Genomic DNA, 15,256 nt, shown 5'->3' on the forward strand with positions numbered 1-15,256 from the left:
TGATAAACCTTTGAAAACAAATGCCTGATTTAACAGGCATTTGGAAAAGTAGAAACTTTACAATTAGTTGTAATTTGCAGCTTTGTGGTCATCAAGAACTTTACCAAAGCGCTCATAGAACTCTTTGTCAGCAGCTTGTTTCTTACGCAAAATCTCAGTACTGTTAGCCATGTGACCTTTATGAGATTCAAGAGTCTCAGCCATGCGGCGGTTAGTCGCAGCACCAATAGCAGCCATGCCTTCTTGAGTTTTGTTATCCACTGCTGCACCAATATCATTGATTGCGTGAGCAATCATTTGCTGGTCAGCAGTTTTTAGTGAGTGCTCGAATTGATCGTAAAGTACTGTACGGTGCTCAGTATCAGTGGTCAGTTTTTCAATTAGAACAATCTGGTTGTTTAGCTGGTTGCTCAAAGAGTCAATCGCAGTTTTATGCATTGAGATGTACTTTTCAAGTGACTGACCTTGTGAAGTAAGTTTCTGAATTTCATTATTTGCATCATTCAGTTCAATCTTAGCTTTAGAAACTTTTGCTTCAAATTCGGCGCGAGTAGTTTGATCAGCAGCTTCACGCATTTGAAGTTCAAGCTCAGTAAGGGCAGGGGCAAGAACGTCTCGGATATTCTTCTCTGCTTCTTCACGCTTAGCAACCACTTCAACGAAAGTTTTCTGCGCATTTTCAAGGGTGGCTAAGCCAACTTCACGTTTTTCACGTAGAATATCTCGTTGACCTTCTAGGATGTGCTTAATTCGGTTTGATTGGTTGATCAGCTCGTTGAGGTTGTCCGAAATATCATTTGTTTTGATACGTTCAGCTCGCATTTCACGCGCTTTTTTCTTAAAGAAAATACCAACAATCTTTTCAGATAGTTTTTCTTCTTGAAGACTAGAAAGTTGAGCGCCAACCTCATTGGTTTGATTATCAAGACCGTGGATCAGGTTTACAATGTCTGCGTTCATTGAATCGCCAAACTTTGACACTTGGCTCAGAGATGCGTTTTCAACATCAATCATAGAGTCAATTGCTACTTGATCAGCGCCCTCGATAATTTGCTCAACAACTTTTGCTGTGTTTTCAGCATTACGAGCAGTTTCTATAACGCTTTTGGTTTCAGCTTCTAACTTATCAAGATTCGTTAACATTCGTTAATTCCTTCGCTTTTATTGATTGATTTAGATTTATTCTAAAAATTTCATTTTATATTACGTATAAAAAACATTCTGTCAACAGCAAAAGTCTTTATTTTTAAGCGTGTTGAGTTTTTATCTGTGATACAAAATAATTCTTTAAGCGGATTGTATACGCAAGAAAGCGACAAGTGCAACGATTTTTTTGAAAAATTTAAGGCGCTGTGAAAAAAGGGGAATTTTACGATCTACTGGGAAGTGCAGTAGACCTTCATAGCTATGGCTTTATTTTTCTATAGACAGAAATACTAGGTAGGAACGGTTCAGGCTCAATGGTTGAGTCGGATCGCGTAGAAACGTTTCTGTTTTTCATGGATGGAGCGAATGAAACCTTAAAATCACCTGTCGAACGCATAAATATGGGCATTTTAGTTTTAATGGTAAGTGGGGCTGTAACATCTTCAAAAAAAATGTTCGCCTTTATTGTTGGAGCGTTAGCTCTCACTTGAACAAGCGGTATTGAAGACGGGTGTTGGTATAGCTTCTCTAGCTGAATCTTGATGTGTGGTGGCTGAGATTTGTTTAAAGCTATAAGATCAGCTTCAGCTTTCTCTTTGTCATACTTAACAATGGATTTACCTCGCTTGTAATGTGAATAGGCGACACTCTTCACATTACCATCAACACTGTAAATATGACGATATACTTGCTTTATGTGGATACGGTTCAAACCCAGCCTTGAAAGCCTGGCATGAATTGCACCTGATTTACAAAGAGTAACAAGAAAATTGTCCATCTCAAGCTTGGATATTTCATTAAGCGAGTTATATAGCTGGTGGAATTCAACCTTCTTTTTATTCAAAAGGTTTAAGTACTGAATAGTTTGGCGATTGGCTAAAACGATTCCAACATGACATGATGTAAAACGAGCATCTCCTTCACCTGAGTGCCAATAATCATTGAGAGCAGAAGTCAAAAACCCGATACCAGAATTGTGGTTTTCAAATTCAGGCAATATCACAGATTCTTCATCAACCGACTTGACGACAAGATCTGAAAGAAAAAGAATGTCAGTGAAACACTTCTTGAATCTAATCGATAACTCAGAAAAGCTCATGGTATCCATCCCTCTGATAATAATAGTGAATTATTGCAGAGGGGTTGACATAAGGCAATATTTTTTCTTTAATACTTGGGTTAAATAATTAAACTTCGTATCGCTCTTTGATCTTAACAGACTCAAACATGAGTTGCTGGTCATCGATGAGAGAGCTGATAAAAAAGTAACCTTTACTTTTTAATATTGATAAATATGGAGCAGGAAGAAAATCTAAAAGAATTCCACTCTCACCAATAACAAGACAGACTGATCCATCATGATAAAATGCTGAAATAGGCTTGTTTTTTGCGAGTTCAGAAGGTAGTCCGATTATCAGATCGCCTTCCTGAGATAGTACATATTCTAGTTGATAGTTCATATTATTTATTTCTTATAGTTATGATATAATCGAAGTATAAAACAAACAACAAAGAGAAAAAAGCATAATGAAAAAAGAACATAAAGTTCCTGCGTCTGAAGTTATGCAGAATTACAGGGACTCACAAAAAGGAATTAATCATACAATTGAAGTTCACAGGAAATCGATTCCATATGCTACAGAAAATATAACCATTTATACTGATGGTTCTGCTAAAGGCAATGTTCTTAGTTCTGACCAAAAAGGGTTTTGTGGTTGGGCATGGATGGCAGAACGAGCTAGTGGTGAGCAGGGCATGAGATTTGGCTACCGAGATAATGCTGACAACATTGAAGCCGAATTACACGCTATCTTGAACGCTGTCGCTGCTGTTGAAGTACCCTCAAGAATTTTAATTATTACTGATTCTCAAGATTCCATGTATTACTTAAATTCAATGGATGAAATACTTGATGCAACTGGCGAAGAACAGTATGAAAGAACAGGTTTAACTGAATTTGGAATTTCAAGAGAGCTTATTGATGAGCATATTAATGTTTTGTCAAAAATCAGAGAGACATTACAATCCAACCAAATGATTGAATCATTAAAAGCTCAATGGGTACGTTCTCATGTTTTAGATGAATATAGAGGGAAAAAGATCTACATTGATGTTGAAGCAGAGCATCATCGAGAGCTTGTTAACCATTTAATTGGTAATTCGGAATGTGACCATTGGGCTAGTAAAGGGACAGATAAAGCCATTGAGAATGCTATAAGCTACACTCTTCTGAAAAACTCTGAAGGGAAGCATCATACTTATGATACAAGCATTGGCAACCCAGAAAAAATTATTAAGAAGAACTTTTCAGGCTCGTTCCATTCAAGAAGTTACGCTATCGACTACATGATCAAAAGGGGGCTTAAAAGATTCAACTTGGATAAGGTTGATGAGATTATTGGTAGTGGTAGTTTAGATAGACTTAATAAAGCCAATGAAATTTGGAAGAAAGCCAGATCAGTATCGAAGGGTATAGATTACAATCCGCAAGATATGGACTTACGAAATCAAGAGAAGCTATTACTAAAGGAGTATCGTTCTGTATTGGGTTTGAAAACAAAGAAATCTGTCTTGCTGGAAGGAAAAAAAACGCCGAGAATGCTAGCTTCAGTTCTACAGTGGAATGAGAATGTAGAGCTTGTTACTAAGGAAGTAGCTCAGTCGAATAGCGCGTCTGAAAAATTTTCTAAGCGATTCGGCGCGTTTAACGCTGTTTCTTTATCCAAAGTAAATGTTGACGTAATAAAGCAAAAACTGGAAAATACCTCTGAAAATGAAAGAGAACCAGGCTTTATCAGGTAAACGGAATATAAATAAATGAATATTTGGCTGCTTTTATGGGTAGCCTTTTTAATTTTAGCATTCTTTTTTAATTACTATAAGATTCATAAACTCCATACGATCAAGTCAAGTTATGGGAATGCTATAAAGGGAAAGGTTATCCACTTAGATATAGAAAAGAACGAAATAGTTGTAGAGACAAAATTTAAAGGCAAACGCATTCATGTGTCACTAGCATTCAAATACGGCAAGCTATCAAGCTCAAAGTATGAAATTGAAAAGGTGATTGCAAGCGAGAGCAAGTTTAGACAGGTCTACATTAATAGAAGTGACTTAAGACTGTCCTCTTTAACTGACCCAAGGAATGTAATTCCTTTTAGATATTATGGATACTGCACAATTATATTTTGTGTGTTCATTTTTACTTTATGGGTGCTTGTATGAATGTTTTGATTGGAATTTTTGCGCTTCTTCTGTTTGTCTTTCTAGTTAATGACATTAGAGAAAAGCTCATCGACATGAGAGATGTTGTTGGAGACTACCAAAATCAGTCTAAAAAATTAAGAAAATGGTCTAAGAAAAGAGCTGTCATCACAGATGTTCTTATGAATGCGCATTTGATGGAAAATGACGATGCTAATCTAGAAAGATTGGTTTTCACTGAAAACATTAGAATTGATTATGAGTATTTGACTTCAAACGGCAAGACATCTTCGATGTCAGTTACCAACTTTCCTTTGTTTTCCGCTTATGAGCGATTAGTTAAGTTAAAGATAGGTTCTGATGTGCCAGTATGGGTAAATCCAAATAATGAAAATGAATCTTACCTTATCATTCCAAATGATGATGATTTTTCAGACTTTAAAGGTAAACTCATATTAGAAATGCTTCCTCAAATAGCTATTGCTCAATTAATGTTGTTTTTGCTATTGTACCTGATAATTAAATAAACAAAATGAATAAGGTTTGACCCATATGAAAGCCGTAATAGTAAGTTTAGTGTCGATTATCATCTTAATCGGTATTGGGTTAGGTGTAACACATGTTATAAACCCTGACTTAATTGAAGCAACAATGAATAAGTTTAATAAGACAAAAGTCCTTACCATACATGACGCGTACAAAGACCCGTCAGATGCATCAACACTGGAAGAGGAACTTTATGTTCATTATGATGGAGCGGTCGTCCCTCTCTTTTTCAGCGAGTCTGATCTTAGCAGGCTACATTCTCTGGATAAAATCACGTTCGGTAACTCTGACTTAACTGAAGTAGAAGGTAAACTTAAAGAGGCACTTAATGCATACCCACCAAAACCTTATCTTCTCGCGTCAAATTCAGAAGGCAAGAATCGGTGTTTTATGACTGCTCTAGATGACAGAGACTCATCTTCTAAAGCACCATTTTACTACCAGTCTTCAAAGTGCAAAATTGGATTTGAAAACTTTAAAGTACTAATCGAGCCAATTATTCCAAGAGAAGAAGTGCTTGATGCTGCTTACAAATACAAGGAGTTCTACAACCAGAAACAAGATGTAGAGCAAATTGCAGATGAAACCCTATATGAGTATTACTTCAATGTATACGCGGGTATTGACGCCTCTCTGCAAGCAATGAGAAAGGGTGAAGGTCTAACTGATATTGTTCATTACCTAGATCAGAAAGAGAAAAATGTTGATGCACCAGCTTATATGGTGAGTGACTTTGACAGACCTTTCACTATGAGATTAATCAGAGAGGTTCAGGCTGGAAACATTCCGCTAGAAATTGACACTCTTACTGCTTTTAAAATCACTTATGAATCTCTGAAGGGTAGTGTGCCTCATTACATTGTATTGTCAGCAATCATGAACCAAAAAGAAATCGAAGACAGAGGCAACTTTGCTAGGGAAACAGTGCTTCAGTCTGATGAATTTAAAACAATTAAAAGCATCAACTAACAAAACCCGCTTTGCGGGTTTTTTATTGACTTTAAGTGTCATTTTGGGTATAAGAGAAAATATACTTTATTCGAGATGACAGGTGTTAAGATGTTTAGATTCATATTGGGTTCTCGAATATACTCGCTGTCAGCAGTAGTACTAGCATTCGTCATATTGGCTCATGTTAATGAGCTTTTTAAGACGACAAGTTTCGAAGAAGCCTATCCAAGAGGTGCTCGCGCAGAAGTTGCGGAAGCATACAATGTATTGGGTGGTAAAATAATCCCTGTAATCAAGGTTGGTCTTAACGACAATGCTTACCTAAAAGAACTGGACAGCAAGTTTATTAATGATTTACCTATTTCTATTGCAGAAGATGTAACATGGAAGTTTAAGAAGATATCTGATCATGGAGCTTCCGCTGCTAGTTTAAATTTTAAAGGTGGCAGATACAGATATTGCTTCATAGTTTCAAAGTCTGAAGCGGAGTTAAAGGATAGATTCACATATCTACATGAATTGGGGCATTGCTTCAATTTTATACGTGATAACCAAGATATTCCTTCTGAATACTATGAGAGTGAAAGTGCTTATGCTGACGCTCTGCTTTCTTACTTTCCTGAAGATAGATGGGAAAAACTAGAGTCTCCAGTAAACGCGTTAGTCGAGAAGTCTATACGCATACACAAAATGGAAGTGTTTTCAGATGTGTTTTCACTTTATCATCAGCATGTGCTTGATAAAAAAGACTTCGCAACAGCAGCAGATGAGATCTTAAAATTCAGATCTACGATGAAGAATGAGATGTCTGTGATTTACGACTCTTCATATGCGATAAAATATGCAAAAACTCATCCAGTGAAGCCTGGTGAGCGTTTCATAGATTTTTATGATCGAATAATGAAGGGGAGCAAGCCAGATAGACTTACTCCCAAAGATTTCATGGTGTCAGTTTACCAAAAATTACAGTAAGCCCCGAGAGGGGCTTATTTGTTAGAAGTACTTCTTATCTAGGTAGGACGTTCCATCTGCATGATAAACAACTTCTACGGTGTCTCTGAATGTAATCGTTGAGTTTGAATAGGAGTTAGACTTAGCTTCTGAACTCATAGCGAAATTAGCTTTAAGGTTCATAGGCTGATATTGCGGTGAATTTCTTTGGTATTCTACGCGATATGCTTTATATCTTGAGAAGCCGAAGTTGTCTGAAATAGTCTTGGCTTTGTTAAGTGCTGATTTAAAAGCTAACTGTCGCGCTTCATCACGGTACTTATCTTCATCAGCAACTTTTAGCACCATTGAAGATAACCCGTTCATTCCTGAATTCACTCCAACAGATATAATTCCGTTTAACTTTTCTAAGTCATCTGTTTTCAAAAGAACATTTCGAACAGACTCGTAGCTTTCTAAAACCCTCTCACCTTTATCTGGATAGCTGTATATTGGATTAATACGAATGTTCGCGCTTTCAATTGAGATAGTTTCATCAATATCCTTCACATCATTCATAAACTTATTAACCGCCAAGTCTACTTTTATTTTTGCTTGTTCAGGTGTTTTAGCTATGTACTTGGCTGTCATTGTGATCTCAGCCTGGTCAGGCACTGCATGAACAACACCTTCACCTGAAGTTATAAAGTGAGGAAAATCGTAATTAGAGTTATTTGCAAATGCAGTTGAAACAGCACTCATGCTGATCAGTAGAGCTAAACATGATTTTTTAACGTTCATTTTTTCTTTTTTCCAAAAAATTATTTAGGTCTTTTATAAATTCATTTACCATACATAGTTCTTTAAAGTCAATTTCATTCATGATCTTTTCGGGTATTTCATAATTTCCACATCGGTTAGTCTTAATGAAATCCAGCTTTTTCATGAAGCCAAAAGAAGACTCTGATTCCAAGATTGTGAAATCATTCCATTCATCATCCGAGACAGTCAGCACCATTATGGACACTTCCAAAAGATGTATCTTTACTATGTCTGGGATATTAGATTTTAAAAGCTCATAGCCAACACTTCCAAGTTTCGATGCCACTTCAATAGTCATATGATATTTTTGATTCATAGCGCCTTTGAAGTTCACGGACAAGTAATATTTGAATCCATTATCACCATCCTCAATCGACAGTCTTGACTTCCTATCTACAAAAACTTCATCTTTCGCTGAATAGTCAAAAAGCGGGATCATTAGTGCATTTATTAATGGCTTAAGACCAGAATCAAAATTTCCGAATCTGATATCTAAAATTCTTTGTTGAATTTTATTGCACATAAAAAATGCCTTACTATTTAAAAGTCTTTTTATTTCTTTATTCATTTTATTCACATTAAAAAAGGGCGGATAATCCGCCCTAACTTTACTATATCGTATAACCTTTGTCATTGGCTTTACTTGCCATTTCAAGGGCTTTCTTCTTGATGTCTTCTGCTGAGATTCCTTTATTAATTTGAACCGCTTCAGAAGGGGTTTGTTGGTAAACCTCAACATTCGGTGAATCAAAGCCATTAATGTGCGCTTGAATCTGATCCATAGTAGGGAATGTTACATTCGCAGAGAAATACTCTTTGTTTTGAAGTCTATCAAGTTCAGGGTTCATATCCTTAACAACATCCATGAACACATTTGTATCTAGCAGCTCTGGAACACCGTCAGGGTAAGCAGCATTCAATACATGCATTCTGATGTTATTGTGATTAACACCTGAAATGGTCGTTTCTGTAACCGATGGGTTCAAGGCGTTGTAGTCAACAGGAGGGATTTCTAGCAATCCGTCTTGAGCTAACAATGATCCAATGTCTGAGTTGCCTCCAAGCGTTTGGAAGCCAAATAAACCTTCAGACAAGTCTTTGTCTGGGTTTGCCTCTTTTACCATATCAACAAATGCATCGGTATCGATAAAGTCAGGAGCACCATATTTACCGAAAGTGGTGTTGATAATAGCATCGCTAACATCAGGTACTGTATAAACCATATCACCAAGGATAACTTCATCACCAGGACTTAGGTTCGTGATGTCTAGCCCTTCATTCATTTTTTGAATGGCTTCAATAGTCTGACCAGAACCATATGACTGATTGATCATCTCTATATTGTAGAATGATTGAATGCTTGTGACACCACCAGCGCTAATGTCCGCAACTGCTGTAGCACTAGCTGCTGCTGATTGTGGCTCTATCAACCAATCCGCTTGCACCTTACCCAATGAATCAAGGGCATATTTGTCAAAGTTCGCTGGAACCTCAATGACTTGCCCTGGCATGATTTTGTTAGGATCGTTAAGACCAAAGTCATTTACAATCGCAACGATTTGCTGTTCGGTAGGGTAGGAACCCGTAGCATCGAAATAGGCTTGCTTAGCGATGGTCATTGCTTTGTCACCACTCTGAACAACATGTTCAGTCACTTGTGGCGTTACCACTTCGGTTGTTACGCTGTCACCAGCTCCATCAGCTTTTACTTCAACACCATTTGCGCTTGCACCATCTGTTGGAGCACTATCTGTTGGCGTACCATCTGCACCACCAAGAGCATTTTCAAAGCTGTCTTTCAGACCAACCGCATCTAATGGACCGTCTAGCGCTTGCCCAACCAAATCAGAAACTTGACCATCGGTTACAAGGTCTGCAACAGAGCCTACACCAACAACTACGCCAACAACCATTGCAGCTTTCACAAAGCGACTATTCTTCAGACCGCCAAGGAAACCACCAGCTTTTTCAGCAATCTCTTTTGCAGGAGTGATATCGATACCGCGTTTAGCAAATTCACCTTCAACTTTATCGGTAAAGTTTTTGAAAATCCCTTTTACAGTTTCATTCTGCATAGCCATGCCAGCAAACTTGATACCCTGCATAATAAGTGGAACAGTACCGCCAGAGCTAACAGCTAAAGCCAGACCCATTGCATTCATAGCATACTGAGTATTCTTGTTACCCAAGAATCCCATGATCGCGTCTTTATTGACTTTAAGGGCATCAATAAACTGGCGACCTTGTGCAATGTTAGCCATGCCTTTGCCGTTATGTTCAAAAACCATTTCATTGAAGAAAAGTTTTTGCACTTTTAGAGATTCAATACTCTCTTTATCGAATTGAGCGATTTCGTCTTGAGTAAAGCCAGCACTTTCAAGATTTTTCTTGATGTGGGAATCACGGATCTTGGCAAGATTTTTATCCACCTCTTTACGGATTGAGGCGAACTCTTCATCTTCTTCAATGATATTGTATTTAACAAGTGATTTCACAAACTTGTCATTACCGAAATCATCTTCTTCGTCAGCAAGAGACTTATCAACATGTTTAGCAATCAACTTGCTGTAAAGCTCTTCATTCTCAGGTTTTTGAATTTCTTTTAGGTACAGAGCACTCTTGTAGAATTGAGGAAGATCTTTAAACTCTTCGATCATATCATCAGAGAATGTAGCGCCATTTGCTTCAGCAAAAGTAAGAGGCTGATCTTCAGGTTGAGCAGGAATAGGTGCAACTTCTGGTTGCTCTTGTTTAGGAGCAATCGGCTGTTCAGCTTGTTCTACCAGCTCTTCAATTTTGGATTTTTGATTGTCGCTCATGCGAGATGCCTTTTTTATTTTTTATTCAGTTAATAAAAGTATATCAACATAAAAATAGAAATAAAAGATATAAATAATTGAGAAACCCAAAATTATAAACCAATTTTGTTGTTTTTATGATTCCACTTATAGCACCATATTAGTATAATGCATAAAAAACAAAAAAGGATTAAATATGAAAAAGGTAACAACTGAAACTGATACCAATTTAAGTACCAATTCTAATAAAGAATTCTACTCTGAAGATGATTCCAAACTGTTCTCAGATGCGCCAGCTCCCGTAGAGCAACCAAAAGAGAAAGTTGTAGAACACAATAGCAATGGCAAGATTGAAGTTAACGTCAGTATTGATGAAGACTTAAGGAAGCTAAGTTTTTGGTCATACATGAAGTCGATGCACAGCCATCCAATAAAAACACTGCAAGAAGGAGTGTTTCCTAAACTTACTTTTGGTATCTATCACATGCTGATAGGGTCTTTTGTCGTAGGTCTAGCCGTAACTATAAATGCTGCTTTCAAAGTAGGTGTGCCTTCCTGGGAAACCATTCCTTCGTCAATTGTTCTATGTGCTATCGTTGCATTGGTTCCATTTGGTGTGTCTTTATTTAATAACTTTTTTATTGGCTCATTCATTTTCATTTTTGCGAAGACTCTTAGCGTTCATTACGATAATGGCGATTATCAAAAAATGCTCGGGTATCTTTTCCCTGCAACTGCACTTATTTCATCACCATTAACGCTTATTATGATGTTAAATATAGATTGGTCTGACATTGAAATGCAGTTTGCTATTGCAAGCAGTATCATTTCAATGATCCCTGCGATAATTTCTTACAGCGCATTGAAAAGCATAGGCAAGAAAAGCACTCTCGTTTACATCGTTCTCGCATTTTGGGTTGTAGTTTGCTACTTCGTAATGAAGTATGCATTCTAAAATGCATGACCATGAAGAACAAATAAGCTCATAACGAGCAGGGTAATTACCATAACCTAGAAATCCGCACAGAAGTCAAAAAATTAGACTAACGTGCGGTTTTTAGATTATTCAACTAAATTCAGGAAACAAAAATGTTTAAAGATGAATATCCTGAGCTACTAGTTTCTCATTGTATAAAAATGAAAACAGGTCAAACAATCAAGATTTGTGAGAAGAAAAGTCATAGTCGCATATGGAGACATGAGCTTGAAGACAGCAAGTACTTTTTTAATGAATATTTATATCAAATTCCAAAAAGTCTTTTAGATATAAGCATTGATGAGAAACCGCACCCCATAGATAAAGAGCTTGTATTAATTGATAAGAGATTAATAGAAAAATTTCTTATCGTTCATAAATACACAAGCTCAAAAAACTTAGAGGAATCGGTTTTGGAAATTGATGTTAGCATGTAAGCGAACATTTTTCTTTTTTTCATTAGGCATGATAACTATTGTGGCTCATTAGTACGAAGTGTGTATAGAGCCACATTCTTTGAAGTGTTTAAATTCCACACCTTTACTTCTTACAAAAACTCAAAAAGTGCTTTAACGGTCTTTTCTGGTTCCCATTGAGACTCCCAAAACTTTCTTCCTTTAAAGTGCTTGACTCGCTCTTTGTGTATGAGTCCATGTCTCTTCTGATATTCGAATTCATAAATCGTGTCTTTTTGTGGCTCCAATACGTGAAGTTGACCCTTATCATGAAATACAAATCGGTAATCTGGATGAACTGCATGAAACTTAACTTTCCATTTCTTTTCACTGTTGATTGCAATATCGGCATGAGGTTCCATTTCAGAAATGAACACCAGTTCTCTGCCTTTATACTTTATGGTGTTTACATAGTTTTCAGCTTCGAAAGGATTTCTCTTTCTCGACTGATGCCTTTCAAAAAAAGAATATTCTTCATTGGATAAGACTTTCAGTTCCATAACGAACCTATCGATATATTAAAAAGTAAGCCCTATTAATGGTAATAGGGCTGTAATTAATTTTATGCTTCGTAGAACATGTCTTCTGGTTCGAGCTTTTTATCATCCGATTCATCTAGTAAACCGCGCTCTTGCGCAATGGCTAATAGATCATCTGGCAACTCAACATCTTGTTTAACTAATTTATTTAATAGTTCTTTCTCAATCTCATTGCTTTCAAGGAATTCGCTTAGTGATTCCATCACATGAGCAATGGCTCCATCTTCCATCAAGTTTAGACCTTGGTCGTTGATGATAATGGTTTGGCACATTTGCCATAAACGCCATCCTTTAACGCTTAATTTTTGGTAAACCTTTTCACCTAACTCACCCTTAACTGGTGGTTTAGGAAGAGCCTCAAGCTCTTTACCATACTTTGCACATAAAATAGTTTTCATTATTAAACCCTTTGTTTGTAATGTTATTTTAATTTCTTTTGGTTGTGATAGTACTCGAAAATGTCAATACCGTAAATGGCTTTCATCATCTTTTTCTTTAGGTTGTATTCTTTCGTTCTAAAGCCTTTTACGTCTTCAACAACTTCCTCACCATCCTTAACATAAACGAAATCCGCATAATATTTACAGATAAGAATCCCATTTACCTCAAGAGGGTAGGCGACTTGAAGTCTTAAGTTTTCAATCTCTCCAACTCGCTCCAAAACTTTTAAATCCCTATATCTCGCACCCTCATGTCCAGAATCAAACGTAATTCCGTCAATCTCGACCTTCTTGGCACGATACTTACTGTTTTTGGGTTTTTCTTTCTGATCTGGTTTAGAGGATGTTTTGATGCGAGCTTTAGATAGCCCACCCATAGCATGAAAGTCTTTTAGGGAAACTCTCTCACCAGATCTAAGCTCACTGATTTTTTTGTTAGTCGATGTCATGGTATTAATACCTAAAGGATATTTAATTTATTATATTTGAAAATAAATACTGTATTAAATTTAATCATAAAAAACCTTGCATTGAATAAGAATATTCTTACAATATTAGGGGTGAAGCAACCACTTTGTGACATGCTTTCCAAAATTAATTATAATAAAAAAAGAAATAAATAATATCAAATAAACAATAATAAAGGTAGCACGCTATGAAGAACTTTAAAAAAATCGCATTATCCGTTGCATTAACATCAATGTTTGCAGGGTTTGCCGCAACAGCCCATGCAAATGCAGATGAATCATTCGACGCAACTTTAAGTCTTTTGGCTCCAATTGATCTGACAGAAGTTAAAGGTTTGGATTTCGAACCAACTCTTGCAAATCAAAACGTGAATGTAGTGACCGCACCAACTTCTGTTGATGCAGCAGTATTTACTGCTCGTGGTACTGCAAACTGGGAAGTTAAAGGTCAAGTTGTAGAATCATCCATTGTGATGACTACTGGTGATGGTTCAGATGATACCAAGAAAATCACAGTAGATACATTCACATACGGTGGTAGTATGGACGCAAGTGGTAATGCACAGTTCAGTAGCTCTGGTGACTTATCTAACCTTAGGGTAGGTGGTACGGCACACGTACAAGCTAACGATATCGCTGGCGAGTTCCGTGGTACAGCAACATTCCGCCTAACTTATCTGTAATAGATAATCTCCGAAGAAAACGCTCCCAGTGTGGAGCGTTTTTTTATCGTTATAAAAAATGGAGTCATAATATGAGACATAAATACTTGGCTAAGTTTTGCGCTGTAGGGCTATTTACGCTGGCATTCCCTATAAGCTCATTAGCTCATGGATTCAATCCGCCAAATTACCCAAGTAATTCATATTGCAATAGGAATAATCTTGACATTGATAGTATAAAAGGTATACATTTCGATGGCGTAGGAGGTTTTAACCAAGTTCTTACGATACAACCTGATGATTCTGGAGCTGCCATATTTTCCATAACATGCGGAAGACCATATCAGCGGTTTCGGTTGAAGGTTTCAAATAAAAATAAATTTATGTTTCCTTACCCTTATCCTAGTCACCCAAGTGATAAAGTTATGCTTTTCAATTATCGCTTTGGAGGCAGTGTAACCAGGGAGGGATATGGAATACTAAATAGATATGGCTCTTTGTCAGATATTCGACTTGGAGCTTCAGTGAAAATAAAGAGTAAAAATCAAAAGAATTTTTATGCTACAAGACCTGAGATTAGGGTAGAATTTTTATGAGAAATATAAAACGCAGCTTAATTGCAACCGCGCTTCTTTTGTCATCTGCGGCAGCATCAGCAAGCACTAGTTTTCTAGTTGCTCCAGGACGCTTAGAATTTGACATCGACAAGCCACTAACAAAAACATTCATTGTTACTAACACGGGTAGTGAGCAAATCCGCCTCGAAATTGATCCGCAATACTTGGAAATTGGCGAGGAAGGTCTTCGTGCAGGTGAGCATATCAAAGATGGCGTAGCTGACATCGAAAATATTGAGTCTGACATTAGGGTTGCTCCGAAAGTTTTAAACCTAAAGCCTGGTCAAAGACGTGACGTAAAAGTTCGAATCGTTTCCAAGCAGGAAGATGCAGGCGACTACCGTTCACACATCATTGTAAAAATGAAAGAGAACGCTGCTCAAGCTTCAGTTGGTACAGAAACTGAAGGCGTAAACATGAACTTAGATATTAAGTTTGAAACAGCAATTGCTGTTTACGGTAGAAAAGGTGACATTGTCACTGATTACGCTATGAACTGCGGCAAGGGCGAAATCGAAATTAAGAACAACTCCCCATATAAGCTTGATGGTGAATTTAAAGTGGGCGATGAAATTCGCAACACAACCGTTCTTCGAGAGAGTAAGAGAACACTAGGATTTGCTTCTGGTGACAAAGTCACCTTTACGCCAGTTGACGCACCAGCAAAAGCTAAAACCTGTACGGTTCTATAGCGTCAGGTCGC

The 15,256-nt window shown here is 37.2% G+C and carries 18 protein-coding genes; 9 read left to right on the top strand and 9 right to left on the bottom strand.

The window, feature by feature from the left end; all coding sequences use genetic code 11:
• Positions 1 to 63: 63 nt before the first annotated feature.
• The 3 genes from R7Q39_RS11555 to R7Q39_RS11565 form a co-directional block, all read right to left on the bottom strand.
• Positions 64 to 1,143 carry a hypothetical protein gene (locus R7Q39_RS11555; protein WP_241619718.1) on the bottom strand — a complete coding sequence of 360 codons (1,080 nt, stop codon included), beginning with the start codon at positions 1,141 to 1,143 and terminating at the stop codon, positions 64 to 66.
• A gap of 262 nt (positions 1,144 to 1,405) precedes the next feature.
• Positions 1,406 to 2,245 (bottom strand): hypothetical protein, encoded by an 840-nt coding sequence (locus tag R7Q39_RS11560; RefSeq protein WP_318076289.1) that lies wholly within the window; start codon positions 2,243 to 2,245, stop codon positions 1,406 to 1,408.
• Positions 2,246 to 2,333: 88 nt separating this feature from the next.
• Positions 2,334 to 2,606, bottom strand: coding sequence for a hypothetical protein (locus R7Q39_RS11565; protein ID WP_038129974.1), 273 nt, complete (start codon positions 2,604 to 2,606; stop codon positions 2,334 to 2,336).
• A gap of 67 nt (positions 2,607 to 2,673) precedes the next feature.
• Between R7Q39_RS11565 and R7Q39_RS11570 the strand changes: the two genes are divergently transcribed.
• The 4 genes from R7Q39_RS11570 (at position 2,674) to R7Q39_RS11585 (ending at position 6,819) form a co-directional block, all read left to right on the top strand.
• Positions 2,674 to 3,948, top strand: a complete 1,275-nt coding sequence (locus R7Q39_RS11570) for an RNase H family protein (protein WP_318076290.1) — start codon at positions 2,674 to 2,676, stop codon at positions 3,946 to 3,948.
• A gap of 419 nt (positions 3,949 to 4,367) precedes the next feature.
• Positions 4,368 to 4,877, top strand: a complete 510-nt coding sequence (locus tag R7Q39_RS11575) for a hypothetical protein (RefSeq protein ID WP_318076291.1) — start codon at positions 4,368 to 4,370, stop codon at positions 4,875 to 4,877.
• 25 nt (positions 4,878 to 4,902) lie between these two features.
• Positions 4,903 to 5,865 (top strand): hypothetical protein, encoded by a 963-nt coding sequence (locus R7Q39_RS11580; protein ID WP_094131748.1) that lies wholly within the window; start codon positions 4,903 to 4,905, stop codon positions 5,863 to 5,865.
• Positions 5,866 to 6,021: 156 nt separating this feature from the next.
• On the top strand, positions 6,022 to 6,819 hold the full coding sequence (locus R7Q39_RS11585; protein WP_318076292.1) for a hypothetical protein: 798 nt from the start codon (positions 6,022 to 6,024) through the stop codon (positions 6,817 to 6,819).
• A 21-nt stretch (positions 6,820 to 6,840) separates the two neighbouring features.
• Here R7Q39_RS11585 and R7Q39_RS11590 read toward each other — a convergent pair whose 3' ends face one another.
• Genes R7Q39_RS11590 through R7Q39_RS11600 form a run of 3 tightly spaced genes read right to left on the bottom strand, consistent with a single transcriptional unit; the run spans position 6,841 to position 10,418 of the window.
• Positions 6,841 to 7,578 (bottom strand): SIMPL domain-containing protein, encoded by a 738-nt coding sequence (locus tag R7Q39_RS11590; RefSeq protein ID WP_318076293.1) that lies wholly within the window; start codon positions 7,576 to 7,578, stop codon positions 6,841 to 6,843.
• A complete protein-coding gene (locus R7Q39_RS11595; protein WP_318076294.1) occupies positions 7,568 to 8,167 on the bottom strand; it encodes a hypothetical protein in 600 nt (199 codons plus the stop codon). Before R7Q39_RS11595 ends, R7Q39_RS11590 begins: the two co-directional genes overlap by 11 nt.
• A 43-nt stretch (positions 8,168 to 8,210) precedes the next feature.
• Positions 8,211 to 10,418, bottom strand: a complete 2,208-nt coding sequence (locus R7Q39_RS11600) for a LysM peptidoglycan-binding domain-containing protein (RefSeq protein ID WP_318076295.1) — start codon at positions 10,416 to 10,418, stop codon at positions 8,211 to 8,213.
• Between the two features lie 175 nt (positions 10,419 to 10,593).
• Here R7Q39_RS11600 and R7Q39_RS11605 point away from each other — a divergent pair, with 175 nt between their 5' ends.
• Both R7Q39_RS11605 and R7Q39_RS11610 read left to right on the top strand, forming a co-directional pair.
• Positions 10,594 to 11,352 carry a hypothetical protein gene (locus R7Q39_RS11605; protein ID WP_318076296.1) on the top strand — a complete coding sequence of 253 codons (759 nt, stop codon included), beginning with the start codon at positions 10,594 to 10,596 and terminating at the stop codon, positions 11,350 to 11,352.
• 134 nt (positions 11,353 to 11,486) lie between these two features.
• The gene (locus R7Q39_RS11610) at positions 11,487 to 11,810 is read left to right on the top strand and encodes a hypothetical protein (protein WP_318076297.1); all 324 of its coding nucleotides are present in this window, start codon (positions 11,487 to 11,489) and stop codon (positions 11,808 to 11,810) included.
• Positions 11,811 to 11,920: 110 nt separating this feature from the next.
• On the opposite strand, the gene R7Q39_RS11615 is transcribed toward R7Q39_RS11610, so the two are convergent.
• The 3 genes from R7Q39_RS11615 to R7Q39_RS11625 all read right to left on the bottom strand — a co-directional run bounded on the left by R7Q39_RS11615 (position 11,921) and on the right by R7Q39_RS11625 (position 13,256).
• Positions 11,921 to 12,328, bottom strand: coding sequence for a hypothetical protein (locus tag R7Q39_RS11615; RefSeq protein ID WP_318076298.1), 408 nt, complete (start codon positions 12,326 to 12,328; stop codon positions 11,921 to 11,923).
• 62 nt (positions 12,329 to 12,390) lie between these two features.
• Positions 12,391 to 12,765, bottom strand: coding sequence for a Fe(2+)-trafficking protein (locus tag R7Q39_RS11620; protein ID WP_318076299.1), 375 nt, complete (start codon positions 12,763 to 12,765; stop codon positions 12,391 to 12,393).
• A 23-nt stretch (positions 12,766 to 12,788) separates the two neighbouring features.
• The gene (locus R7Q39_RS11625; protein WP_200859694.1) at positions 12,789 to 13,256 is read right to left on the bottom strand and encodes a DUF1064 domain-containing protein; all 468 of its coding nucleotides are present in this window, start codon (positions 13,254 to 13,256) and stop codon (positions 12,789 to 12,791) included.
• Between the two features lie 206 nt (positions 13,257 to 13,462).
• On the opposite strand from R7Q39_RS11625, the gene R7Q39_RS11630 reads away from it, so the two are divergent.
• The 3 genes from R7Q39_RS11630 (at position 13,463) to R7Q39_RS11640 (ending at position 15,245) form a co-directional block, all read left to right on the top strand.
• On the top strand, positions 13,463 to 13,957 hold the full coding sequence (locus R7Q39_RS11630; protein WP_318076300.1) for a DUF4402 domain-containing protein: 495 nt from the start codon (positions 13,463 to 13,465) through the stop codon (positions 13,955 to 13,957).
• A 71-nt stretch (positions 13,958 to 14,028) separates the two neighbouring features.
• Positions 14,029 to 14,532: a hypothetical protein gene (locus R7Q39_RS11635; RefSeq protein ID WP_318076301.1), complete on the top strand. Its 504-nt coding sequence runs from the start codon at positions 14,029 to 14,031 to the stop codon at positions 14,530 to 14,532.
• Complete coding sequence (locus R7Q39_RS11640; protein WP_318076302.1) at positions 14,529 to 15,245, top strand: hypothetical protein; 717 nt, start codon at positions 14,529 to 14,531, stop codon at positions 15,243 to 15,245. The genes R7Q39_RS11635 and R7Q39_RS11640 overlap by 4 nt, the downstream gene beginning before the upstream one ends.
• The last annotated feature ends 11 nt before the right edge of the window (positions 15,246 to 15,256 follow it).

Source organism: Vibrio sp. 947 (assembly GCF_033339115.1).
Lineage (GTDB): Bacteria > Pseudomonadota > Gammaproteobacteria > Enterobacterales > Vibrionaceae > Vibrio > Vibrio alginolyticus.

Coding starts and splice junctions, on each gene's coding strand:
- R7Q39_RS11615 (WP_318076298.1), bottom strand. CDS start 12,328: ATGGAACTGAAAGTCTTATCCAATGAAGAATATTCTTTTTTTGAAAGG.
- R7Q39_RS11570 (WP_318076290.1), top strand. CDS start 2,674: ATGAAAAAAGAACATAAAGTTCCTGCGTCTGAAGTTATGCAGAATTAC.
- R7Q39_RS11600 (WP_318076295.1), bottom strand. CDS start 10,418: ATGAGCGACAATCAAAAATCCAAAATTGAAGAGCTGGTAGAACAAGCT.
- R7Q39_RS11565 (WP_038129974.1), bottom strand. CDS start 2,606: ATGAACTATCAACTAGAATATGTACTATCTCAGGAAGGCGATCTGATA.
- R7Q39_RS11630 (WP_318076300.1), top strand. CDS start 13,463: ATGAAGAACTTTAAAAAAATCGCATTATCCGTTGCATTAACATCAATG.
- R7Q39_RS11595 (WP_318076294.1), bottom strand. CDS start 8,167: ATGAATAAAGAAATAAAAAGACTTTTAAATAGTAAGGCATTTTTTATG.
- R7Q39_RS11580 (WP_094131748.1), top strand. CDS start 4,903: ATGAAAGCCGTAATAGTAAGTTTAGTGTCGATTATCATCTTAATCGGT.
- R7Q39_RS11620 (WP_318076299.1), bottom strand. CDS start 12,765: ATGAAAACTATTTTATGTGCAAAGTATGGTAAAGAGCTTGAGGCTCTT.
- R7Q39_RS11640 (WP_318076302.1), top strand. CDS start 14,529: ATGAGAAATATAAAACGCAGCTTAATTGCAACCGCGCTTCTTTTGTCA.
- R7Q39_RS11575 (WP_318076291.1), top strand. CDS start 4,368: ATGAATGTTTTGATTGGAATTTTTGCGCTTCTTCTGTTTGTCTTTCTA.
- R7Q39_RS11625 (WP_200859694.1), bottom strand. CDS start 13,256: ATGACATCGACTAACAAAAAAATCAGTGAGCTTAGATCTGGTGAGAGA.
- R7Q39_RS11605 (WP_318076296.1), top strand. CDS start 10,594: ATGAAAAAGGTAACAACTGAAACTGATACCAATTTAAGTACCAATTCT.
- R7Q39_RS11610 (WP_318076297.1), top strand. CDS start 11,487: ATGTTTAAAGATGAATATCCTGAGCTACTAGTTTCTCATTGTATAAAA.
- R7Q39_RS11560 (WP_318076289.1), bottom strand. CDS start 2,245: ATGAGCTTTTCTGAGTTATCGATTAGATTCAAGAAGTGTTTCACTGAC.
- R7Q39_RS11635 (WP_318076301.1), top strand. CDS start 14,029: ATGAGACATAAATACTTGGCTAAGTTTTGCGCTGTAGGGCTATTTACG.
- R7Q39_RS11590 (WP_318076293.1), bottom strand. CDS start 7,578: ATGAACGTTAAAAAATCATGTTTAGCTCTACTGATCAGCATGAGTGCT.
- R7Q39_RS11555 (WP_241619718.1), bottom strand. CDS start 1,143: ATGTTAACGAATCTTGATAAGTTAGAAGCTGAAACCAAAAGCGTTATA.